This is a genomic window from Streptomyces sp. A3M-1-3, from assembly GCF_024213665.1.
Lineage (GTDB): Bacteria > Actinomycetota > Actinomycetes > Streptomycetales > Streptomycetaceae > Streptomyces.
In genome coordinates this window covers 150,001-171,542 of record NZ_JANAVP010000008.1, presented here as the reverse complement: position 1 = coordinate 171,542, position 21,542 = coordinate 150,001, and the positions used below count along the sequence as shown (strand labels likewise).

At 72.6% G+C, this 21,542-nt stretch carries 20 protein-coding genes and 1 pseudogene; 9 read left to right on the top strand and 12 right to left on the bottom strand.

Annotated features, from left to right (window positions below):
• Positions 1 to 12: 12 nt before the first annotated feature.
• The 5 genes from NLX86_RS11865 to NLX86_RS11845 all read left to right on the top strand — a co-directional run bounded on the left by NLX86_RS11865 (position 13) and on the right by NLX86_RS11845 (position 4,927).
• Positions 13 to 789: an MHYT domain-containing protein gene (locus tag NLX86_RS11865; RefSeq protein ID WP_254371601.1), complete on the top strand. Its 777-nt coding sequence runs from the start codon at positions 13 to 15 to the stop codon at positions 787 to 789.
• 83 nt (positions 790 to 872) lie between these two features.
• Entirely contained in the window at positions 873 to 3,476 is a 2,604-nt protein-coding gene (locus NLX86_RS11860) for a nitrate- and nitrite sensing domain-containing protein (protein ID WP_254371600.1), read from the top strand.
• Positions 3,473 to 3,910 (top strand): roadblock/LC7 domain-containing protein, encoded by a 438-nt coding sequence (locus tag NLX86_RS11855; protein ID WP_254371599.1) that lies wholly within the window; start codon positions 3,473 to 3,475, stop codon positions 3,908 to 3,910. The genes NLX86_RS11860 and NLX86_RS11855 overlap by 4 nt, the downstream gene beginning before the upstream one ends.
• Before the next feature lie 5 nt (positions 3,911 to 3,915).
• A complete protein-coding gene (locus NLX86_RS11850) occupies positions 3,916 to 4,329 on the top strand; it encodes a DUF742 domain-containing protein (protein WP_254371598.1) in 414 nt (137 codons plus the stop codon).
• Complete coding sequence (locus NLX86_RS11845) at positions 4,310 to 4,927, top strand: ATP/GTP-binding protein (protein WP_254371597.1); 618 nt, start codon at positions 4,310 to 4,312, stop codon at positions 4,925 to 4,927. Before NLX86_RS11850 ends, NLX86_RS11845 begins: the two co-directional genes overlap by 20 nt.
• 13 nt (positions 4,928 to 4,940) lie before the next feature.
• On the opposite strand, the gene NLX86_RS11840 is transcribed toward NLX86_RS11845, so the two are convergent.
• Complete coding sequence (locus tag NLX86_RS11840) at positions 4,941 to 5,369, bottom strand: PPOX class F420-dependent oxidoreductase (RefSeq protein WP_254371596.1); 429 nt, start codon at positions 5,367 to 5,369, stop codon at positions 4,941 to 4,943.
• 101 nt (positions 5,370 to 5,470) lie between these two features.
• Between NLX86_RS11840 and NLX86_RS11835 the strand changes: the two genes are divergently transcribed.
• Together NLX86_RS11835 and NLX86_RS11830 are read left to right on the top strand one after the other, a co-directional pair.
• The gene (locus NLX86_RS11835; RefSeq protein WP_254371595.1) at positions 5,471 to 5,869 is read left to right on the top strand and encodes a roadblock/LC7 domain-containing protein; all 399 of its coding nucleotides are present in this window, start codon (positions 5,471 to 5,473) and stop codon (positions 5,867 to 5,869) included.
• A gap of 156 nt (positions 5,870 to 6,025) precedes the next feature.
• Positions 6,026 to 6,859 carry a DUF6397 family protein gene (locus tag NLX86_RS11830; protein WP_254371594.1) on the top strand — a complete coding sequence of 278 codons (834 nt, stop codon included), beginning with the start codon at positions 6,026 to 6,028 and terminating at the stop codon, positions 6,857 to 6,859.
• Here NLX86_RS11830 and NLX86_RS11825 read toward each other — a convergent pair.
• The 10 genes and pseudogenes from NLX86_RS11825 to NLX86_RS11780 form a co-directional block, all read right to left on the bottom strand.
• Positions 6,823 to 7,254, bottom strand: coding sequence for a YchJ family protein (locus NLX86_RS11825; protein WP_254371593.1), 432 nt, complete (start codon positions 7,252 to 7,254; stop codon positions 6,823 to 6,825). The two genes, NLX86_RS11830 and NLX86_RS11825, sit on opposite strands and share 37 nt — an antisense overlap.
• Positions 7,255 to 7,266: 12 nt before the next feature.
• Positions 7,267 to 8,069: pseudogene (locus NLX86_RS11820) on the bottom strand (FkbM family methyltransferase).
• The gene (locus NLX86_RS11815; protein WP_254371592.1) at positions 8,066 to 8,275 is read right to left on the bottom strand and encodes a Trm112 family protein; all 210 of its coding nucleotides are present in this window, start codon (positions 8,273 to 8,275) and stop codon (positions 8,066 to 8,068) included. Before NLX86_RS11815 ends, NLX86_RS11820 begins: the two are co-directional and overlap by 4 nt.
• Complete coding sequence (locus tag NLX86_RS11810) at positions 8,265 to 9,173, bottom strand: DMT family transporter (RefSeq protein WP_254371591.1); 909 nt, start codon at positions 9,171 to 9,173, stop codon at positions 8,265 to 8,267. The genes NLX86_RS11815 and NLX86_RS11810 overlap by 11 nt, the downstream gene beginning before the upstream one ends.
• Positions 9,174 to 9,177: 4 nt before the next feature.
• Positions 9,178 to 9,897, bottom strand: a complete 720-nt coding sequence (locus NLX86_RS11805) for a bifunctional 2-polyprenyl-6-hydroxyphenol methylase/3-demethylubiquinol 3-O-methyltransferase UbiG (protein ID WP_254371590.1) — start codon at positions 9,895 to 9,897, stop codon at positions 9,178 to 9,180.
• The gene (locus NLX86_RS11800; protein ID WP_254371589.1) at positions 9,894 to 11,267 is read right to left on the bottom strand and encodes a condensation protein; all 1,374 of its coding nucleotides are present in this window, start codon (positions 11,265 to 11,267) and stop codon (positions 9,894 to 9,896) included. Before NLX86_RS11800 ends, NLX86_RS11805 begins: the two co-directional genes overlap by 4 nt.
• Positions 11,264 to 15,937, bottom strand: coding sequence for an alpha-(1->3)-arabinofuranosyltransferase family protein (locus NLX86_RS11795; protein WP_374213865.1), 4,674 nt, complete (start codon positions 15,935 to 15,937; stop codon positions 11,264 to 11,266). Before NLX86_RS11795 ends, NLX86_RS11800 begins: the two co-directional genes overlap by 4 nt.
• The gene (locus NLX86_RS11790) at positions 15,930 to 16,712 is read right to left on the bottom strand and encodes a class I SAM-dependent methyltransferase (protein WP_254371588.1); all 783 of its coding nucleotides are present in this window, start codon (positions 16,710 to 16,712) and stop codon (positions 15,930 to 15,932) included. Before NLX86_RS11790 ends, NLX86_RS11795 begins: the two co-directional genes overlap by 8 nt.
• Before the next feature lie 6 nt (positions 16,713 to 16,718).
• Positions 16,719 to 17,897 (bottom strand): glycosyltransferase family 4 protein, encoded by a 1,179-nt coding sequence (locus NLX86_RS11785; RefSeq protein ID WP_254371587.1) that lies wholly within the window; start codon positions 17,895 to 17,897, stop codon positions 16,719 to 16,721.
• Positions 17,898 to 18,052: 155 nt separating this feature from the next.
• Entirely contained in the window at positions 18,053 to 19,018 is a 966-nt protein-coding gene (locus tag NLX86_RS11780; RefSeq protein WP_254371586.1) for a DUF3068 domain-containing protein, read from the bottom strand.
• A 165-nt stretch (positions 19,019 to 19,183) separates the two neighbouring features.
• Here NLX86_RS11780 and NLX86_RS11775 point away from each other — a divergent pair, with 165 nt between their 5' ends.
• Together NLX86_RS11775 and NLX86_RS11770 are read left to right on the top strand one after the other, a co-directional pair.
• Positions 19,184 to 19,348, top strand: a complete 165-nt coding sequence (locus NLX86_RS11775; RefSeq protein WP_254371585.1) for a hypothetical protein — start codon at positions 19,184 to 19,186, stop codon at positions 19,346 to 19,348.
• Between the two features lie 55 nt (positions 19,349 to 19,403).
• The gene (locus NLX86_RS11770) at positions 19,404 to 20,621 is read left to right on the top strand and encodes a CdaR family transcriptional regulator (RefSeq protein WP_254371584.1); all 1,218 of its coding nucleotides are present in this window, start codon (positions 19,404 to 19,406) and stop codon (positions 20,619 to 20,621) included.
• 18 nt (positions 20,622 to 20,639) lie between these two features.
• On the opposite strand, the gene NLX86_RS11765 is transcribed toward NLX86_RS11770, so the two are convergent.
• Entirely contained in the window at positions 20,640 to 21,542 is a 903-nt protein-coding gene (locus NLX86_RS11765) for an acyl-CoA thioesterase II (protein ID WP_254371583.1), read from the bottom strand.

The following is a 21,542-nucleotide window of genomic DNA, read 5'->3' as shown; positions in this document are numbered from 1 at the left end:
CGTCCCTGGGCCATGGGACACCTGGACCACGCAGCCTTCGGCTGGCTGACCCCCGTGCTGTCGTACGCGATGGCCTCCATCGGCGCCGCCCTCGGCCTGCGCTGCACCGTACGCGCACTGAGCGCGAGCGGACGGTCGCGCTGCAACTGGCTGATCACGGCCGCCTCGGCGATCGGCACCGGCATCTGGACGATGCACTTCGTCGCCATGCTCGGCTTCAGCGTCAGCGGAACCGAGATCCACTACAGCGTGCCGCTGACCATCCTCAGCCTCCTCGTCGCCATGGTCGTCGTCGGCGGCGGAGTCTTCGCCGTCGGCTACGGCCGGGACCGGGTCAGGGCGCTGGTGCTCGGCGGCCTCACCACCGGGCTGGGCGTGGCGAGCATGCACTACCTCGGCATGGCGGCGCTGCGGCTGCACGGCGACATCGCCTACGACCCGGTGCGCGTCGTGCTCTCCGTCGTCATCGCCGTGGTTGCCGCCACCGCCGCCCTGTGGGCGGCCCTCAACATCAAGTCGCCCCTCGCGGTGGCCGTCGCCTCGCTCGTCATGGGAGCGGCGGTCAGCAGCATGCACTACACCGGGATGATCGCGGTGAGTGTGCAGGTCAGCCCGTCGGACGGGGAGCTGCCCGGGGCCACGGCGATGCAGTTCGTCTTCCCCCTTGCCGTTGGCCTCGGGTCGTACCTCTTCCTCACGTCCGCCTTTGTCGCCCTCTCCCCGACCGCGGGCGAGCGCGAGGCGTCCGCGTCGGCGCAGCGGCTCGGCGAGAGCGCCGCCGCCCACTGAGCCACCGAGCCACCCAGTGGCTTCAGCTCCCAGGCCGCAGCCCTGGGGCACCAACCGCCCCTGTCATCCGGAACGAGGAGGCCATGCGAACACCCCGCAGGACACTGGGCGCCGAGGCTGCGCCGCTGCCCGCGCCCCCGGCGCGCGGACGCCGGGCGCACGCCGGCCCGCCGGCCGACGAACACGCGGCGCAGGAGCAGCTGACCGCGCGTACGAACGGGCCGACCGGCGCCCCGAGTCCCGTGCCGTCACGGGGCTGGCGGCTGCGCCCGCGCACCGTACGCGCCAAGATCGTCTCGCTGCTGATGGTGCCCGTGGTCTCCCTGCTCGCCCTCTGGGCGTTCGCCACCGTCAGCACCGCCCAGGACGTCGCCCGGCTCCAGCAGCTTCAGCGCGTCGACGACGAGGTCCGCAGCCCCGTCGCGTCGGCCGTCGCCGAACTCCAGGCCGAACGGCGGGCAGCCGTCCGCTACCTGGCCGTACCCGACGCGGCACGGGCCGCCGCACTCGACCAGCAGGCGGGGCAGACCGACCGCGCGGTCGCGAAACTGCGGCTCGGCGACCGGCACACCGTCGCCGACGCGGGCGACCTGCCGGCCGGCGTCGCCGACCGGCTCGAGGAGTTCGTGGCCGGCGCCGAGAGGCTCCAGGGCGTACGGAAGAACGTGACGGACCGGCGCGCCGGCTGGGACGCGACCTATGCCGCGTACACCAAAGCCATCGGCTCGGCCTTCGCCGTCGGCGGCGCGCTCTCCGGTATCCAGGACGCCGAACTCGGCTCGGACGCACGCGTGCTGCTGGAGTTCGGCCGGGCCGGCGAGATGCTGGCCCGCGAGGACGCCCTGCTGTCCGCCGCCCAGTTGAGCCGGAGTCTCAGCGGCGACCGGCTGCGCCAGTTCACCGGAGCCGTCGAAACCCGGCGGGCCCTCACCGAATCCGCCGTCGCCGACCTCCCCGACGCCCAGCGCGCCGCGTGGCGCGCGCTGTCCACCGGGAGCGCGTACGGAAAACTGCGCGCCGCCGAGGACAAGGTGCTCGCCGCCCCGCCCGGGCGGAAGGCGGCCGATGCGGTGCCCGCGACCGCGTGGGACGAGTCGTACACCGCCGTCGGCACGGCACTGCGCGCGATCGAGACGGCGGCGCACCGGACGGCGGCCGACCGCTCCGACCCGCTGACCCGCGGGGTCCTCAGCCCGGCCGGCGCCGCCGTGCTGCTGGGGCTCGGAGCGGTCGCCGCGTCCCTGGTCATCTCCGTGCGGATCGGCCGCGGACTCGTCGTCGAACTGGTCACCCTGCGCAACAGCGCCCTGGAGATCGCCCACCGGAAGCTGCCGCACGCCATGCGCAGGCTGCGCGCGGGCGAAGAGATCGACGTACGGGCCGAAACCCCGCCCGGGGCCCCGGCGGAGGACGAGATCACGCAGGTCGGGGAGGCACTCACGACCGTGCACCGGGCCGCCCTCAGCGCCGCCGTGGAACGCGCCGAACTCGCCAGCGGGATATCCGGCGTCTTCGTCAACCTCGCCCGGCGCAGCCAGGTCCTGGTGCACCGCCAGCTCAACCTGCTCGATGCCATGGAGCGGCGGGCCGACGACCCCGGCGAACTCGGCGACCTGTTCCGGCTCGACCACCTCACCACCCGTATGCGCCGGCACGCGGAGAGCCTGATCATCCTGTCCGGTGCCGCGCCCGGGCGGGCGTGGCGGATGCCCGTACCGCTGACGAACGTCGTCCGTGCCGCGGTGTCGGAGATCGAGGACTACGCCCGCGTCGAGGTCCGGCAGCTGCCGGAAGCCGCGGTCGCCGGAGCCGCGGTCGCCGACCTCACGCACCTCCTCGCCGAACTCGTCGAGAACGCCGCACAGTTCTCCCCGCCCCACACCAGAGTGCGCGTGAGCGGCGAACCCGTCGGCAACGGCTACGCGCTGGAGATCGAGGACCGCGGGCTCGGCATGGGCAAGGAGACGCTGGCCGATGCCAACCGGCGGATCGAGCAGTCGGAAGCCCTCGACCTGTTCGACAGCGACCGGCTCGGCCTTTTCGTGGTCAGCAGGCTCTCGGCCCGGCACGACATCAAGGTCCATCTGCGCACCTCGCCGTACGGGGGCACCACCGCGGTCGTCCTGCTGCCCACCGCGCTGATGCAGAGCGCCCTCCCCACGGGCTCGCGGGCCGGGTCCGCCGAGGAGCCCCGGCAGCAGGCCGAGGAGCGCGAGGACCGGCCGGAGCGGCACGGCTCCGCGGCGATCCCCGGGCCGCGGCCGGCGCGCAACGGGAGTACGGCCGTGCCGGCGCCGGCGTCCCGGCCCGCGCTGGCCGGCGTCGCCGGGACGCAGGCGACGCACTCCTCCCCGGGACCGTCCGCCGACTCCGCGGGGAGCGCGGCCACGGCCCCGGCGCCCACGCCCGACCCGACACCCCCCGGCGTCACCGCGCTACGGCTGCGCGGGGCGCCCGCGCCGGACGCCCCTGGCGCGGTGACCGAACTCCCGCGCAGGGTCCGGCAGGCCAGCCTCGTCCCGCAGTTGCGCGAGGCTCCCGCACCCGACGCGGAGGCCGCCGGCCAGGACCCGGACGGCGAGGACGCAGGGCGGCGCACCCCGGAACAAGCCAGGGACCGTATGGCGGCCTACCGCAACGGCTGGGCTCGTGGCAGCGCTCGTGGCAGCGAAGGAGAACAGACATGATCGAGCACCAGAGGATGGAAACCGCCCAGCGGTCCGGGGAACTCGACTGGCTGCTGGACGACCTGGTCGTACGCGTCGGAGAGGTCCGGCACGCGGTGGTGCTGTCCAACGACGGCCTCGCCGTGGGCGCGTCGAGCGGGCTGACCCGCGAGGACGCGGAACATCTGGCGGCCGTGGCCTCCGGTTTCCACAGCCTCGCCAAGGGTGCGGGACGGCATTTCCACGCCGGGAGCGTACGCCAGACGATGGTCGAGATGGACGACGGCTTCCTGTTCGTCGCCGCCGCGGGCGACGGCTCCTGCCTCGCCGTACTGAGCGCGGTGACCGCGGACATCGGCCTCATCGCGTACGAGATGGCCCGGCTGGTCAAACGGGTAGGCGAGCACCTCTACACCCCGCCGCGCTTCACCGCCCGGCCGCCCGCAGCCGGGTGACGTCCATGACCGAGGGGAGGGACTCCGGCCCGCAGCAGCCGGGCAGCCAGTGGTACGACGCCGAGGCCGGTCCGCTCGTACGCCCCTACGCGATGACGGGCGGCCGGACCAAGCCGGGGCCCAGCAACGTGCGCTTCGACCTGATCGCGCTGGTGGTCGTCGACGACAACGCGGCCGACAAGGCGGCCGAGTCGCTGCTCGGGCCCGAACACCGGGCACTGCTCGCACTCTGCCGGTCGGAGACCCAGTCGGTCGCCGAACTCGCCGCCGACGCCGATCTGCCGGTGGGCGTGGTGCGGGTGCTGCTGGGCGATCTGCTGGAAGCCGGTTACGTGAAGGTCAGCCGGCCCGTACCACCCGCACAGCTCCCTGACGAAAAGATCCTGAGAGAAGTGATCGATGGGCTCCGAGCGCTCTGACGGCACTGGCGGCGACATGGCCGCCCTTGCGCTGAAAATACTGGTCGCGGGCGGCTTCGGGGTGGGCAAGACCACGCTCGTGGGCGCGGTGAGCGAGATCCGGCCGCTGCGTACCGAGGAACAGCTCAGCGAGGCGGGTGAGTTGGTGGACGACACGGGAGGCGTCGACCACAAGACCACCACGACCGTCGCCATGGACTTCGGACGCATCACCATCAGGTCCGGACTGTCGCTGTACCTGTTCGGCACGCCCGGACAGGACCGTTTCTGGTTCCTGTGGGACGAGCTGTCCCAGGGCGCGCTGGGCGCGGTCGTCCTGGCGGACACCCGGCGGCTCGAGGACTGCTTCCCCGCGGTGGACTACTTCGAGCACCGGGACATCCCGTTCGTGGTGGCGGTCAACTGCTTCGCGGGAGCGCGGACGTACGGCGCGCACGAGGTATCGCGCGCCCTCGACCTCGAACGCGGCACGCCGGTCGTCCTGTGCGACGCGCGCGACCGCGACTCGGGGAAGGAGGTGCTGGTGCGGCTGGTCGAGTACGCCGGCCGGATCCACACCGCGCGGCTGCTGGACTCGGTCGGACAGCCGACAGGCTAGCCCCTGTCCAGGCCTAGTCGGCGACGCCGGCCTCGGCGACCACTTTCTCGATCCTTACGCGTACGACGAGTTGACCCGGCACGCCGTTGCGCGCCCCGAACTCCTCTGCGCGGTCCTCGCCCATGTAGCGGGCGCCGATGCGAGCGGCCCAGTGGCTTACCTGGTCGAGGTCCTCGATGAGTTCGGCGCGCCCGTGGATCACGACATACGCGAACGGCGGGGTGTCGTCGTCGACGCACAGCGCGAGCCGTTCGTCCCGGGCGAGATTGCGCCCCTTGACGGTGTTCTTACCGGTGTTGAAGACCAGGTCGTCTCCGTCGAGCACAAACCAGACGGGGGCGATGTGCGGGCTGCCGTCGGCCCGGACGGTGGAGAGCTTGCCGGTGCGGGTGGAGTGCGAGACGAAGGCGCGCCATTCGTCCTGGGTCATCATTTTCGCCATGGACACATCTTCCTTGCCTGCGGCGCGGTGGTGGTGAAGGCTTGCCGGGCACGTCGCGGTTCGCGGGGAACGAGTGAGTGACCAACGGGGAGGACCGGGAGATGGCACTGCAACAGGGGCTGGACTGGCTGCTGGACGATCTGACACGGCGCGTCGAGCATGTACGGCATGCGCTGGTGCTCTCCAACGACGGCCTGGTGACCGGCGCGAGTACGGGACTCGAGCGGGAGGACGCGGAGCATCTGGCCGCGGTGTCGTCAGGGTTGCACAGTCTCGCCAAGGGATCGGGACGCCACTTCGGGGCGGGCAAGGTCCGGCAGACCATGGTCGAGTTCGACGAGGGAGTCCTGTTCGTCACGGCGGCGGGCGACGGCAGCTGTCTGTGTGTACTGAGTACGGCTGAGGCGGACATCGGCCAGGTCGCCTACGAGATGACCCTGCTCGTGAACCGGGTCGGTGAACATCTGGGCGTCGCCGTGAGGCAGTTCGGGCGCGACTGAGAGTTATCCACAGGCACCGACGGGAATCTCCGCACTGGGCTACGGTTTTCACAGAGAGTAACCGTGCCTCACGGGGGAGGGACCGCCATGGACGTACAAATGGCAGTACGAGCGGAAGTACCAACCGAAGTACCAACCGAAGTACCAACCGACGCTGTGGGACAGCTGCTGGGCCCGGACCGGGCTGCTCGCGAACTCGGCCTGAGCCGGAGCGAGTTCGCGTTGGGTGTGCGGCTGGGCGTTGTCCGGACCAGTCCGGAAGCGGGAGGGGAAGGGCCGCGCGGCCGGCGGAAGGCCGTTTGCCGGGAGGAGATCGAGCGGCTGCGGGGGATGGAGGGCTTCCCCGAGTCGCTGCGCAGCAGGGTCAGGACCGTCGGTACGGCGGAAGGGGCTCAACTGCTCGGCATCAGCCCGCACCGCATGACGCGACTCGCCCGCTGCGGACTGGTGAGCCCGGTCTCCTACCGGATCAACCGCTACCGGGCGGTCGTCTGGCTCTACCTCGCCCATGAGCTCGCGGAGTTCGCGGCCCGGGAGCCGCAGCTGCTCACCGGGCGCTGTACGCCGAGGACGCGCGCAGCACTCGACGCGGGGGAGGATCACCGGCCGCGCAACTGGCGCGGCCGCCGGGTCGGGCTGCTGCTGCGGCAGACCGCCGATCCCTGGGTGCGGGCGGCGGCGCTGGCCTGCGTACTCGACCCGGTGCAGCTCGCGGAGGTGATCGAGGATCCATACGAACGCGCCTACCTTCAGCGGCTCGCCCCGGCGCCCGAACCGGGCGTCCCCGACTCGCCCGCCGCTCAAGCGGTCTCGGCGCGGCTGCTCTACGCGGACGATCCGGACGAGCTGCTCTGGCACCGGATCAGCGTCGCTCTCGCCATGGACGACGCGCGCGGGGCCCGACCCGCCCCGCGTCCGGGGAACGCCAGGGCGGGCGAAGCGGGGCAGGGGTCCTACTCCACCACGACGGGAGACAGGGGGCCGACGTAGAGCCAGTTGCCGCCCTCACGGACGAAGCGGCTCTGCTCGTGCAGCGATCCGGAGTGCGCGCCTTCCTGGAAGTGGGCGCGGAACTCCACCGCTCCCTCGCTGTCGAACAGCCCGCCGTCCAACGCGGTGAGGATCTCCAGCCGCACCCACCGCTGCTCCGGGTCGAGCTGTAGGCGGGACGGCCTGGTCGTGGGGTGCCAGGTCTGCCGCAGGTACGGGACGTCGCCGACGGCGAACGCGCTGAAGCGCGAGCGCATGAGCAGTTCGGCGGTGGGCGCCTTCGCCTGCCCGGAGTGATAGCGGCCGCAGCAGCTCTCGTAGGACGTGCCCAGCCCGCAGGGGCAGGGCGCGTCGGGGGCGGTCGCCGTCCGCCGGCGTGCGTTCTGTCTGGCCACGCCCCGATTATGTCAACGATGCCGGCCTCGTACGGGAGCCGCTGCCTCCGCGCCGCCGGGGCGCCGGGAACCGTGGAGGAAGAGCACCGAATTCACGTACCGCCGCCGGAACGGGGTGAGGCTGCGGCGCAACAGTCCATGTTCGGCGACGTGCGCGGTGCGGGACTGGTGGCCCGACAGGTCGAAGTCGGACAGCGGCAGCCAGTCGCGGCCCGGCAGCACCCAGCCCCGGCAGCCGCGGTGAGCGAGCAGGTCCAGTACCGCTTCCAGCGGCCCGATCCGGGCCTCCAGCTGGATGAGCAGCGCGGGACGGTCACCGAGGAGAGTCTCCTCGGCGCCGCGCAGCACATTCAGTTCACTTCCGTCCACATCGATCTTGATCAGGGTGATGCCGTGCAGACCAAGACTGTCGACCCGGACACAGGGCACCGGAATCGACCGGGCGTGCAGGTCCCTGCGGACGAGCGACGAGACACCGCGATTGCCGCGGTCGCCCGGTGGCAGCCACAGCTGCGCCGTGCCACCGTCGCGGTCGGTGGCCGCCGCGTGCACCACCTCGACATCGGCGGGTGTGGTGGCGGCCAGCAGGCGGGCGAGATGGGAACCGGCTCGACGGCCACCACCCGGCCGGCCCGTCGGGCCAGCCGCCGGGACCACGGGCCGTACCAGCCGCCGACATCGACGGCCGTGCCACCGGGCGGGCAGAAGTCTGCCAGCCTGCGGAGCTCCGGCTCATACCGCGGATACAGCAGATCGGCGCACCTGGCGATCAGCGGAGGTGGCAGATGAGGGGCGAGCCTGGCCGCGAGTGTCATGGGGCGATCCGCTTGAGGATCTGCTCGTGCTCCTCGTCGGGTACCCGTTCGCCGGAGGACGGGAGCAGTTGGGGGATCCCGTCGATGATCGGGTAGCGGCGGTGCAGCCTCGGGTTGTAGAGGACCTCCTCGGGCAGGAGCAGCATGAGCCGCCCCTTGTCGATCGGGCAGGCGATGATCCGGAGCAGAGGGTCGTCAGGCTTCATGGGCCAGTTCCTTAGCAGGAGCGGGGGTTTCGTCATGGCGGGGAAGAATCAGCAGGACGGAGACGGCGAGCGCGGTGCCGCCGAGCCGCAGCGCGAGCCGCAGCGGGTCCTCCGGCAGGGACTCGCCGAAGGCGAACGTGCCGAGAGCGGCCGTGAACAGACAGGTCACCGTGGTGCACACCGGCACGATCAGAGATGCCCGGCAGCGCTGCAGCGCGGTCTGGGACAGCACCAGTCCGGTGACCCCGGTGAAGAGCAGGATGTACGGATACGGGGACCTCAGCAGGGCGAAGACCGCGTCCCCGACACCATGGGTCGTCAGATGACCGGAGACCCCCTTGATGGCGACCGAGCTGACCCCGTACAACAGGCCGACGGCGACGCCGTATTCGACGCCGGCGGTCGGCAGCCGGTGACGGCGGCGGGCCCGGCGTTCCACGGCCCAGTACAGCCACAGTCCCGCCCCGAGCGCCGGCAGGCAGATCAGCAGGACCCGGCTCGCCGAGGCGTGCCCGCCGACGGCTTCGGAGCCGCGGAGGGAGGCCACGACCATCAGCAGCGCGACGGTGATCATGAATACGCCGCGCCGCTCGCGGCTACTGGGGCGCTCACCCAGCACGACCGAGGAGAGGAGCAGGAGCAGGACGAGACCGGAGACGAAGATGCCCTGCGCGGCGGCGATGGGAAGGGTGCGGTAGACGGCGAGCTGCGCCGCGAAGCCGGCGGCGAGCGCGAGGGAACCGCCGAGCCACAAGGGACTGCCGATGAGCAGCCGTACGACCCGGGCCGGCCGGCCGGTGCTCAGTCGCGGCAGGCCGGACAGTGCGCGCTTCTCGAGTACGAAACCGGTGCTGTAGAAGACATTGGCCAGCAGGGCCGAGACCACCCCCCACCACACGGCCCTACACCCGCCTCGCGTGCACCAGGAGGATGGAGGCCACGGATGGCGCGGCGCAGGCGGCCCGGTCCAGCAGGCGCAGTGGGCGGGGGACACCGTGGAACGGGGCGCCGGCCAGGGTGACCACCTCGAATCCGGCAGCGGTCAGGAAGCCCCGCAGCGCACGGGCGGTGAACAGGCGCAGATGGCCCACCACCTGGGACCCCGGCCTGCCGTGGATGCCGCGCAGGCTGACCTCAGAGAACACCGGCTGCACCCCCGCGGACAGCAGGACGCGGTTGTACCAGGCGGCCAGATTGGGGGTGGAGAGCATCAAATGGCCGCCCGGCTTGAGGATCCGGCGCAGCTCGTCCATGGCACTGTCGGGATCCACCAGATGCTCGATCACCTCGCTGAAGAGCACGGCGTCGGCGGTCGCGTCCGTCAACGGCAGTCCACCCGACGTCAGTTCACCCCGTACGACATGGTCCATCCGGGTGGCGGCCCGGCGCAGGGCGTCCTGGGACCAGTCGATGCCGACGACACGGTGACCGGAGAGGAGGGGCCCCGCGGTGGCCGCTGCGGAGCCGTCGCCGCAGCCGACGTCCACGACGAGGGAGGGCATATGGGTCAGGACCCGGGCGAGCATGAGTGCCTGGCGGCGGCTGCGCTCGTCGCCGGAGGCGACGGGGACGGCCGGGTTCTCGTAGAACTCGCGCAGGCCGGCTGGGAGGGTTCCCGTCATGGCCGGTCACCTCCTGAAGCGGCCGGTGGGGCCGGCAGGGCCGCCATGGCCTCCAGATACTCGGCGAAGAAGCCGCCCAGCCGCTGCCCGGCCGCGTCGTCGAGGAGCGCCCGCGACCAGCGCAGCGCCAGATGCAGCCGTCCTCCCGTGCTGGCGGTGGTCACGGTCAGCCCGCGCGGCATCCGGGCGGGGGCCGAGAACCAGACGGCCTCCGCCCGGCCCGCCTCCGCGAAGTCCAGCGGATACGGGATGCGACCGATATTGCTGAGCAGCGTCGTCGAGGTCCAGGGAGCGGCTGCCCGCCGAAGGCCGCGGGTCAGGGCGGCCCGTAGCCCGACCGGCAGGACGGGGGCGGTGAGGAGGGCGGCCGCGTGGCCGAGTTGGGGGCGGGGCGCGGACTTCAGGGCGCGGGTGCGCTCGGCGGTGCGGTGCAGCAGGGCGGCGAGCGCCTCGGGGCCGGGCTCCCGCGCGCATTCCCGCGCCCCGAATCCGACCTCGACCAGACGGGTGCCGTTTCCGATGGGCATCTCGGCGCCGCGGGGCCGGTCGTCGACGGGCATGGTGATGCGCATCGGGCGGGGCGCGGCGTCGTGCAGCCGGTTCCAGCGGGCGATCATCAGGCAGGTGGCGACGAGGAGTTGATCGTTGACGGTGTAGCCGGCACCGGCCGGCCGGCGGGGCACCGGAAGGTCGGCCAGCAGCAGGCCGTTCCCGCCGGCCCCCGGGACCGGGGTCGCGGGTGCCACCCGGGCGGGACGGGCCATCCCGCCTACGGGGGCGGGCAGTGGCGACCCGCCGGGCAGGCGCCCCGCCGTAACGGCCGGATTCCGTACGGGTGACGCCGGGGGGACGGCGGCGCCGCCGCCGTACAGCTCGGCGGCCGTGGCCAGGACGCGCAGACACGCGGGCCCGTCCAGGGCGGTGTGGTTGAGCGTCAGCAGCAGCACGCACGCGCTGTCGGTCGACGACGGCCGCACCACCTCCAGCCGGACGGGCGGGGAAGCGGACAACGGCGGGGCCTCCGCCAGCGCACCGGCTCTGGCCCGCTCCAGCGCGCCGGGCCCGGGCTCCGGGAAGCGGACCGGATCCACGTCCGGGGCGCCGGTCAGTTCCCACTCGTAGCGCCGCCGGTACCAGGGGCCGGGGGCCTCCCGCATCAGAATCCGCGGATGCCGGCGCAGGGCCTGGCCGAACGCGGCCCGCAGCCGGTCCGGATCCGGCTGGCGGGGCAGATGCACCTCGATGTGTACGGTCTCGGGCTCCTTCTCCCGAAGACAGTGCCGGGAGACCTCGTCAACGGTCGGAAACGGAACCCGGCCCTGGCTGGGCTGGGCCGGCGGCCCGGGACGGGCGGAATGCAGGGCGGTCATCTGGACGGGGCCTCCCGTGACTGGGCCGGCGCGGCGGCGGACGGATCCGGGGCGGCTGCAGAACCCGGCCGAGGCACCCTGGCGGCCCCGCCGGCCAACGCGGCCGCCGGCCCGTCGTCTGCCGACCGCACGCCCGGTGCTGGTCCCAGGGCCCGCCCCGCGCCAGGCGGATCCGTGGGGACCACGGTGCCGGGCCGGGCCCGCCCGGCAGGACCCTCGGCCGACGGCGCCCCCGCTGCCTGCGATGTCTCCGGCGCCCACGTCGTCCTTGAGGCCTCCAGGGCCAGGTGTGCCGTCGGCGACGCCTGCGACCCTGGTGGAGCTGGTGCTTCTGGTGCCTGTCGTGCGCCTGGTGTCTTCAGGGTGTTCGGTGCGTCTGGGGCCACGTGTGCCGTCGGTGAGCCTGGTGGTCCCGGCCGGCCCGGACGACGCGGTGCCTGCCGTGCCTTCGGCGTTCCCGGTGGAGCCGGTGGGTCTGGTGGGGCCGGGGCGCCTGGCGACGCCGGATCCGGGGCGGCGGCCGATGGGGCCGGGGTGCCGCCCCGTACCCGCCGGTCCGTCGTGACCAGGGCCGCGCACAGGGCGGTGAGGGCCAGTAGTTGGGCTGCCGGGGCGAACGCGCCGCGGCCGGCGGAGACCGGGTCGCCCGCCCCCGTCGCGGCCACGGTCCCGGCGCCCGCCATCGCCAGCAGGGCGATCGGCACCAGCAGGGCGTGCCGCAGGCGGGCCACCACCGCCAGCGCCGGCACGATCAGCGCGAAGGGGCCCGCCACGACCGCGACCACGAGGGTCAGGGCGGCGCAGCCCAGTACCCATCCGGGTGCCGGCGGTTCCGGCAGCGGCTCGGCCGGGGCGCCCGGCCGGCGGCGTACCAGGGCGAGACCCGCCAGCAGTGCCACGCCCACCGCGCCGCCGGTCAGCCCCACGTCGTAGAGCACCACGGGTTCGTACACGAGCTCCACCGTGCCGCCCGCGCCCGCGGGGATCAGCCAGGCCTGTTGCCAGCCGTCGATCCGCAACGGGATCAGCTTCTCGCCGTCCAGGGTGGCTTTCCAGCCGTCGTTGGCGTTCTCGTACATCTGGAGGTAGCCCGCCTCGCCCGCCCCGACGGTGACGGACCGTCGGTCACCGCGCCAGTCGACCGCGGTGGCCTCCCGGTGCTCGGTGGCCGGCGGCCGGACCTCACCGCGGGTCAGCGTGATGTCGGTGAGGGCGAGGGGGCCTTCGTCGCCCGCCTCCACCTGGTGCAGCCCGCGGCCCAGGGGGAGAGTTCCCGCCGGGGTCCGGCAGAGCGTGACCTCGACGGGCCGGCGCTCGGTCAGATCGCGCACGGTGCCCGACGCGCTCGTCGCGTGCAGCGTGCCGTCGACAGCCACCTGCGGGCCCTCTCCGCACGGCACCGAGAACGTCAGGTGCGGGGCGGGCGGCGGGGTGCGCAGGTCGGCGAGTGCCGGAACGTAGACCTCGCTGAGGCCGACCGGCAGCTGCATCCGGTTGTCGGCGATGGGGTTGTGGACGGTCAGGGGCGCGGCCCGGCTGATGGTGATGTCCAGCCGGTCCGTGGTGATCGGCTCGAAGCGGGCGAGGCCGTTCTCGTCGACGGCCGCCGTCACCGCGCCGTTCGGCGTGCTGATCAGGATCTGCTCGGGCCGGGTGGAGAGTCCGCCCGCGGCCGCGAGGACGATCTCGTCGATCGTCTTCCGGCCGGTCCAGCGCAGATGGATGACCGGCCGGTCGCCCGCGATCCACGCGGTGGTCAGGTCCTCGTCGACGAGATTGCGCGGACTGAGGCCGTTCCCGAGCCGGCTGGTGGAGTCGGCGGTCGCGGTGATCTGCCGCCGCTGCCGCGGATCGGCGCCGGTGACGAGCCGGTCCAGCGCCTCGCCCGGCACCGGCACCGCCTGTGCCGTGATGGCGTAGTCCCCGCCTCGGGCGACGCTCAGCCTGCGGTGCAGGCCCTCTTCGGCCGAGACCGGCGAGAGCCCGCCCGGGTCGCTGCCGCGGTGCAGCGAGAAGACCTCCGCCCGCGCGTCGGTGTCACGCGCGTCGGTGGGCAGCCGCAGCAGCCGCGTCACCTGGACGCCGGGGACCGAGACCTCGCTGAGGCCCGCGCCGGCCAGCCCCGCCTTGGGGGACTGCGCCGCGAGCACGGTGATCTTCAGCCATTTCGCCTGCCCGGCAGGCGCCTTGACCGGCTGCGGGTTTCCGTTCGGCTGCAACGGGCTGTCCTCGGAGCCCTGGTCGGTCTCGACCCGTACGAGCGTGGGCGCGGCCCGCATCCCGTCACCGGGCAGCGGAGTGAGCATCAGCGAGCCGGGAATGTCGGTGGGCGAGGAGAAGGCGATACGCAGCCACTGGCCCGCGGCGTCTTTGGCACTGCCCTCGGCCCACGCGGTCTGGGGGTTGCCGTCGAAGGCGTTCACCGGATCGTACTGCGGCAGGTGGAACAGCCAGTTGCCACTGCTGGACGCGGTCACCGAGGCGGCACCGCGCAGGACAGCCGTCGTCTGGTGGCCGGGCCCTTGCGTCGGCAGGATCTGCCGCGGCTGCTCGCCCGGGTCCTGCAGGCTCCCGGAGTGGTTCCGTTCACCGGCGGTGTAGGTGTACGAGGTGTTGCTGTTGACCAGTCCGAACCGGGTGTCGGCTCGGCGCAGCCCGTCCGCGACGTACTGCGCCGCGGGTGAGCCGAGCCCCGGATGGTTGTCCCCCGTCAGCACGGTCGGCCGGTCCCGCAGGCGCGGATCGGTGGACAGTTGCAGCAGCGCCTCGGGCCCGCCGCTGACCACGGCGGTATCGGCGACCGCCTGCAGGCCGACCGGGCCTGGGCGCCGGGTGCCGCCTGCCGGCTGGTAGACCTCGACGGCCTGCATCCGCGGGAAGATGCCCTGGACCTGCAACGGCGTGCCGCTGGGGATGCGGCCGCCGGTGAGCACCGGGTCGAATCCGGCGACCCGCCGGTAGCCGGAGGCCTCCAGGGTCCGCTTCACGGTGATCGGCGGGACGTACCCGATCTGGTCCGGGTCGAGGTCGTTGCGTACGACGACGTGGTAGAGCCCGGCGCGCGACAAGTAGTCGCGCAGCCCCGGCACTTCAGTGCCGCTCATCAGCGCCTGCTCCACCGCGTCCATGGCACGCCGCGAGCCAGGCGTCCCGAAGGGCACGAAGTCGCGCTGCGCCCAGCGGGAGTCGGCGAGCACGTCGAAGGGCTGGTCGATGGGGGAGCCCCAGGTGTAGAGGCCGTGGGCGGTGGCGGGGACGACCAGGGCCCGGCTGTCGGACGCGTTCTTCTCCAGCCAGTCGGCGGCCTGCGTCCACTGGCTCGGCAGCTTCTTGAACGCGCCTGGCTGCAGGATCGTGCCGTTGGCGTACGGCCAGGCCAGGCCGGGCAGTACGAGTAGCGCGGCGATCACGGGGGCGTGGCGCCGCGCGGGGAGCGGCCGCGCCCCGCGGCTCACCCCCGCCGCCGCCACCAGGTGCATCAGCCCGAACGCGAGCGCGAGGGCGAGTCCCGGCTGGAACTTGTAGATGCTCCGGAAGGGCTTCAGCGGCCCGTTCAGCCAGTCCCGGACCGTGTCGTGGAAGGGCGCGCCGAAGGAACCGGCGTATCCGGCCAGCGCGATGAGGACCACGGCGAGTACGGTGAGCAGCAGCCAGCGGCGCTCCGGCAGATCGCGCCGGGCCAGCCCCGCGAGGCCCAGCGCGGCGGCGAACGCCGAGCCGAGGATGGCGACCGCCGCGGTCGCCACCGTCCAGCCCGCGGGCAGCCAGGCTTCGCCGAAGTGGAGGTACGCGACCCAGTTGCCGGCGCCGCGCAGCAGTTCGGTCGCGGACATCGTGCCGGTGGTGGTGTCGGCCTGCTCGACGTACGGCATGAAGTCCTCGCCGTACACGCCGAGCAGCAGCAGCGGGATCACCCACCAGGCGGTGGCGAGCAGGACACCGGGAACCCACCAGGCGATCAGGGCGCGCTTACGGGGACCGGCCGGGCGGCTGAGCAGATAGAGCCCGACGGGCAGCAGCGAGGCGAGCGTCGATGCGGCGTTCACGCCGCCCATGAAGGGGATCAGCAGCGCGGACGTGGCCGCCGCCACGCGCGGACCGGTACGGGTGCCGGTGAGCGGCAGCAGCACCCACGGCAGCAGTGCGCCGGGCAGCGCGGCCGCCGATGTGGAGCCGACGACGATGGTGAAGGTCGGCCACAGCGCGTAGCAGACAGCGCCGAGCAGCCGGGTTCGCGCGGTGCCGATGTCCAGCCGCTCGGCGAGCCGCAGGGCACCCCAGAACGCGGTGGCCACGATCAGCGACAGCCACAGACGCTCGGCCAGCCACACCGGGATGTGCGCGAGGTCGGTGAGCGCGTAGTACGGGAGGGTGGGGAAGGCGTATCCGGCGTACTGGTTGGACAGCCCGCCGAACCCGGCGCGGCTCTGCCAGAGTTCCCCGAGGTCGCCGATGAACCGCCACGGGTCGGCGACCACTGCGAGCTTGGTCTCGAAGGTCATCCGGCCCGGTGACACGGAGAGGAACGCGACGAAGACAGCCGCCCAGAAGGCCAGCAGCCACGATCTGCGGCGCGGCCGGCCGGCCGGCGGCGGGGCCGGTGGCGCCGCGGTGGGCCGGGGCTGACCGGGCCGGCCGCCCGGCGGGAGGGTCAACGTCGTTTCAGCCACGGGTGCCTCCCAGTGGGCTGTTCATGGCTGCTGCCGTTTCTGCCGCCGTTTCTGTGCGGCGCCGGAGGATGAGGAGGAGGTTCCAGGTGGCGATCTCGCGCAGACCCGGGACGCGGGTCACGGCCTCCGCGAGGAACGGCCAGTACCGCGAGCGGGCCGATACGACGCTCACGTCGTCCCTGGCCCGTACCTGCCGCAGGGTGGGACCGATGTGGATCGCGAAGAGGTTCTCGCCGAGGGTGTGCTTGGCGGCCCGTCCGGTCCGCCGCCGGTACCGGGCCCGGGCGCGGTCCGCGCCGAAGTAGTGCCAGGGCGCCCACTCGTGACCGCCCCACGGGGAGAGCCAGTTGGTGAACGAGACATAGACCAGCCCTCCCGGCCGGGTGACGCGGACCAGCTCGCTAAGGAACGTCTGCGGGTCGGCGACGTGCTCCAGCACATTGGAGGAGAAGCAGACGTCGGCGACGCCATCGGCCAGGGGCAGCAGATACCCGTCGGCGACCACCGAGCCCGCCGGAACGCTGCCCCGCGCGCACAGTTCCCGCAGGTCGGGCTCGAAGAGGAAGCTCTGCGCGCCGCGCCGCCGGAACTCCTCGGTGAAGTGGCCGCGTCCGCCGCCCACGTCCACCACCAGCCGGCCGTGCAGCGGAACCTGCCGTTCGATCTGCTCGGCCGCGTCGTGGGCGAGCAGGGTGTAGCACCGTTCCGGGTCGGTCTGCTCGCGCATGAACGCCCGGAAGAGAGCGACGGATCTACGGATGGAGGGATCCTTCACAGCCGTTCACCTCCGCAGCAGTGCGGCCTCCGCGGCCGCCGCCCGGAACTGCCGGACGGTGGCGCCCCAGCGGAAGTGCGCGGCCCGCTGCCCGGCCGCCCGGCCGAGGGCCTCGCGCCGCTCGGGGCTGAGCGCCAGCGTGCACCAGGCGGCGGCGAACGAGCTCTCGCCGCGGGCGAGTACGCCGGTGACGCCGTCGTCGACGGAGTCCCTGAGTCCAGGTATGTCGAAGCCGATGGCGGGTGTGCCGCGGGCCGCCGCCTCGGTCACCACCAGACCCCAGCCCTCGACGAGCGAGGGGTGCAGCAGCATCCAGGCCGCGCACAGCAGCCGGTGTTTCTCGGCCTCCGTCACCCGGCCGGTGAAGGTCACGCCGGGGCCCGCGAGGGCTTCCAGCCTGTCCCGTTCCGGCCCGTCACCTACGATGACGAGCCGGCCCCCGGTGACGGGTCTGACCCTCTCCCACAGGCGTAGCAGCAGGTCGATCCGCTTGTACTCGACCAGGCGTCCCATGGCGAGGAACAACGGCTCCGCCGACTTGGGGGCGAGTGGGCCCGGCTCCTCGACACCGTTGTGGACGAGGCGGATCCGGTCGCGCGGGACGCCGAGGTCGTGGAGCGCGTCGGCCGTGGAACCGGAGACTGCGACCAGCAGGCTGCCACTGTGTGCGCGGGTCAGCGCCCACCGTTCGAGCCCTCGGCCGAGCCGCGCGGCGGGGCCGGGGAAACGTTCGCCCCAGATGTCGGTGTGGACATGGTTGACCAGGCAGAGCGTCGGTCCGCGGTGCCACAGCGGGGCGAGGTACGGCATGCCGTTGCACACCTCGACGAACAGGTCGCAGTCGCCGACCTGCCGTTCGAAGGCGCGGCGGGCGCGCAGGAAATGCCCGGCGTCGCCCCCGGCGGAGACCACGCGGTAGTCGCGGAACGCGGCGGGGCCGCCGCACAGGAGCGTGACCTGGTGCCCGTGAGCGGTGAGCCCGTCGGCGATGCGGTCGATGAGGAGTTCGGAGCCGCCGGCGGCGGGATTGCCCAGGTCGCGGCGGGCGAGGAAGACGATCCGGCGGGGATGGGGAGACTTCGGCGTGTGAGGCGGCGTGTGAGGCGACGCTTGAGGCAGCTGCGTCGAGTGGGGCAGGGGGTGGGGGTGTGGCGCGCGCAACGTGGGGGGTACGTGCTGGGGCATTCGAGCTCCAACTCGTCTCGGGGTGCGGGACGTTGAGGAAGGGTGAGCGGCGCGAGCGGTCTGTGGCGGGGTGGGGTACGTAGTGTTCGCCCCACTGTTCGATGCCGCTACTCACGGCGGTGACAAATTTGGCCCGCCCTGGAGCTGACGCCTCATCACATTGTGTCGGATTGCTGCGGATTCGGGCGTTCTCTGCCCCGCGTGACAAGTACGGCGCCGGCGCCCGCCAGCACCAGACCGGCCGCTCCGCCGGCGATCGGCGCCGTCTCGCCGACCGCCCGCAGCATGCCGCTGTCCGCCTTCGCCAGCGCCATCTGTTCGCGCTGGGTGTCCGGGGTGAACTCCAGGCCCTCGCTGTCCAGCAGGACCACCTTCGCCTCAGCCGCACCGGGCGCGCGCAGCGTCTTGCGGGGGGCGGTTCTCGCGTTCATGATGCGCCCGGTCCGCCGGTCCACGACGAGCTCGATACCGGCGTTGGCGTACCACTCCTCGGCATGCACCTGACTTCGCTTCGGCAGGCCCACCAGCCGCCCCGGCACCTGCCGGGTGCCCGTCCGGGTGTCCGTCACGGCCCCGGTGAACCGGTAGCCCTCGTACCCCGCCACCCGCTTCCTACCGCTGAACTCCAGCTGGACAGTGGCCCCCAGCGTGTTGTCCCACCAGCGGTAACCCCGCTCCTGCACATCGAAGGGGAACTTCAGGTACGCCTCGCCCTGATACTCCGGCGTCTCCCCGCAGCAGTGCACCGGAGCGTTGGTCCGGCGGTCGGTCACCCAGCGCTCCAGCGTCCACTGGTACGACCGGCGCGGGTCCCGGAAGGCCAGCGTGTCCGGCGTGTCGATCGCCGTGGAGACGTCCCACACCGCCCGCCCGCTGCGCTCGCTCGCGGCGACATCGCCCAGCACCCGCCGGGTGATGGTGATCGGTTTGCCCTTGACGGGTCTGAGGCTGCTGGTGTCGAAATACTCGCCGGTGCCGGTGAACACCGTGGTGACATCGACATCGGTCGGGGTGCGTTTGGCGCGTGGCTCCACGTACCAGGCGAGCAGCGGAGCCAGTACGAGCAGAAAGACGCCGACACCCAGCAGGACCAGTGACAACGGCGAAGCGGTACGACGCATTCGGGTACTCCCGGGCGCGAGGGTGGATTCAGGACGGTGTGCGTCTGTACGGGCCGGGACCGTAAGCGCCCTCTTGACGGAGTGTCAATGGCACTCACAGACTGGGCAGTCGCCGAGCCGGTGCCGTGGGGCGGGGTGCCTTCCGACCGAGAGGCTCGCTGAACCATGCACAGACTGACCGCTGCCGTGCTGACCACCATGGCCGCCGCTGTTCTCGCCGGGGGGGCCGCTTTCGGCATCGTCGCCGCACTGAACGCCACCCCCGAGCAGCCCAATGTGCCGCTCGTCTCCTTCGAGACGGGCCGGCCGTCGACGTCACCTCAGCCGTAGTTGCACCTGTAGCTGTACCCGAAGCCGCAGCCGACCAGCAGCGAGGGAGGAACCCATGGCCGTCCGCACGGCCTGGCGGGACGTGCCCCGCGTGCGGGCGCGCAGGTTCGCGGCCCTGGCCATGGCCGAGGTGCCCGCGCTCGCCCAGGCCATCCTGACGGAGATCCGCAAGGAGTACCCCGGCCTGCCGCTCGTCGTCGACGACTCGGGCGAACCCATGGCGCTGGTCGGCATCCGCCGGGCCCTGGAGGACTTCGTGGACCACCTCGTGGAGGAGGACGGGCCGAACGGACGACGGCTCGAGGTCTTCCAGGAGTTCGGCCGCGGCGAGGTGCTCCAGGGCCGCAGCCTCGACTCGCTCCAGGCCATCTACCGCCTCGGGGTGAGGCTCGCGTGGCGCCGCCTCGCCGAGATCGGCCAGCAGGTCGAGATTCCGCCACCGGCCATGTACGAGCTGGTGGAATCGGGCTTCGAGTACCTCGACGGGCTCGTCGCCCAGTCCGTACGCGGCTACGCCGAAGCCGCCGCCCGCCAGGCCGGCGAACGGCTGCGGCTGCAACGGCGGTTGATCACCCTGATGCTCAGCGAGCACCGCACCGACCCGACCGGCGCCCTCGCCGAACATGCCGAGCGCATCGGCTGGCCGCTGCCCGAACAGGTCGCCGTCGGAGTCCTGCTGCGCCCGGCCCCCGAGTCCGTCGCCCCGGCCGTGGGCCAGGACGTGCTGCTGGACATGGAGTACGAGCAGCCGCGCATGGTCGTCCCCGACCCCCACGCGGCCGGACGCCCCGAACTCCTGCGGCGCGCCATGACGGGCTGGTCCGGCGCGATCGGGCCGCCGGTTCCGCTCGCCGAGGCGGCCAAGTCGCTGCACTGGGCCTGGGCCGCCGTACGCCTGATGGAACGCGGACTGCTCCCGGCCGGCCAGGTCCTGCACTGCACCGAGCACACCGAGGCGCTGGTCCTGCTGCCGCCCGAGGAACTGATCGAGGATCTGGCCCGCCGCTGCCTCGCGCCGCTCGACAGTTGCGCCCCCGCGCACAGCCGGCGGCTTGTCGAAACACTGCTCGCCTGGCTGGAGACGCGGGGCGGCGCCCCCGAGATCGCCGCCCGCCTCGGTGTCCACCCGCAGACGGTGCGCTACCGATTACGCCAGATCCGCGAACTGCTGGGAGACGAGGTGGACGACCCGGACCGGCGCTTCGAACTGGAACTGGTGTTACGAGCCCGCCGCCTGCGCGACGCACGCGCGGCACCGGGACGCGGCCGGTGATTCCGTACGACCTGGCCGTTACTGCTTCTGCTGCTGCGCGCCCGCGTCACTCGGGTCGTACGGACGGAACAGTCCCTCCTGCACCACGGAAACCAGCAGTCTGCCCTCGCGGTCGTAGATCCGGCCTCGGGCCAGACCCCGGCCGCCCGTGGCGATCGGGGACTCCTGGTCGTACAGGAACCATTCGTCCGCGCGGAACGGGCGGTGGAACCACATCGCGTGGTCCAGCGAGGCCATGTCGAAGCCACGCGGACCCCACAGCGGCTCGACCGGAATGCGTACCGCGTCGAGCAGCGTCATGTCGCTCGCGTACGTGAGGGCGCAGGTGTGCACCAGCGGATCGTCGCCCAGCGGCCCCACCGCGCGCATCCACACCGCACTGCGCGGATCGGCGTCCTTGATCTGCTCCGGAGTCCAGCGCAGCCGGTCCACGTACCGGATGTCGAAGGGCTGGCGCCGGGCAAAGCGCTCCAGCGCCTCGGGCAGCTCGCCGAGGTGCTCACGGATCTCGTCGGCGACCGTCGGCAGCGACTCGGGGTCGGGAAGCTCAAGCCGGGGCGGCAGCTGGTGTTCGATGCTGCCCGTCTCCGCGCTGTGGAACGAGGCCGTCAGATTGAAGATGGTGCGGCCCTGCTGCACTGCGACGACCCGGCGGGTCGTGAAGGAGCGCCCGTCCCTGACCCGTTCGACCTGATAGACGATCGGCACGCCCGGACGGCCCGGCCGCAGGAAGTACGCGTGCAGCGAGTGCACCGGGCGGTCACCCTCGGTCGTACGGCCCGCCGCGACCAGGGCCTGGCCGGCGACCTGGCCTCCGAAGACCCGCTGCAGGGACTCCTGCGGGCTGCGCCCGCGGAAGATGTTCACTTCGATCTGCTCGAGGTCGAGCAGATCCACCAGCCGTTCGGCAGGGTTCGTCAT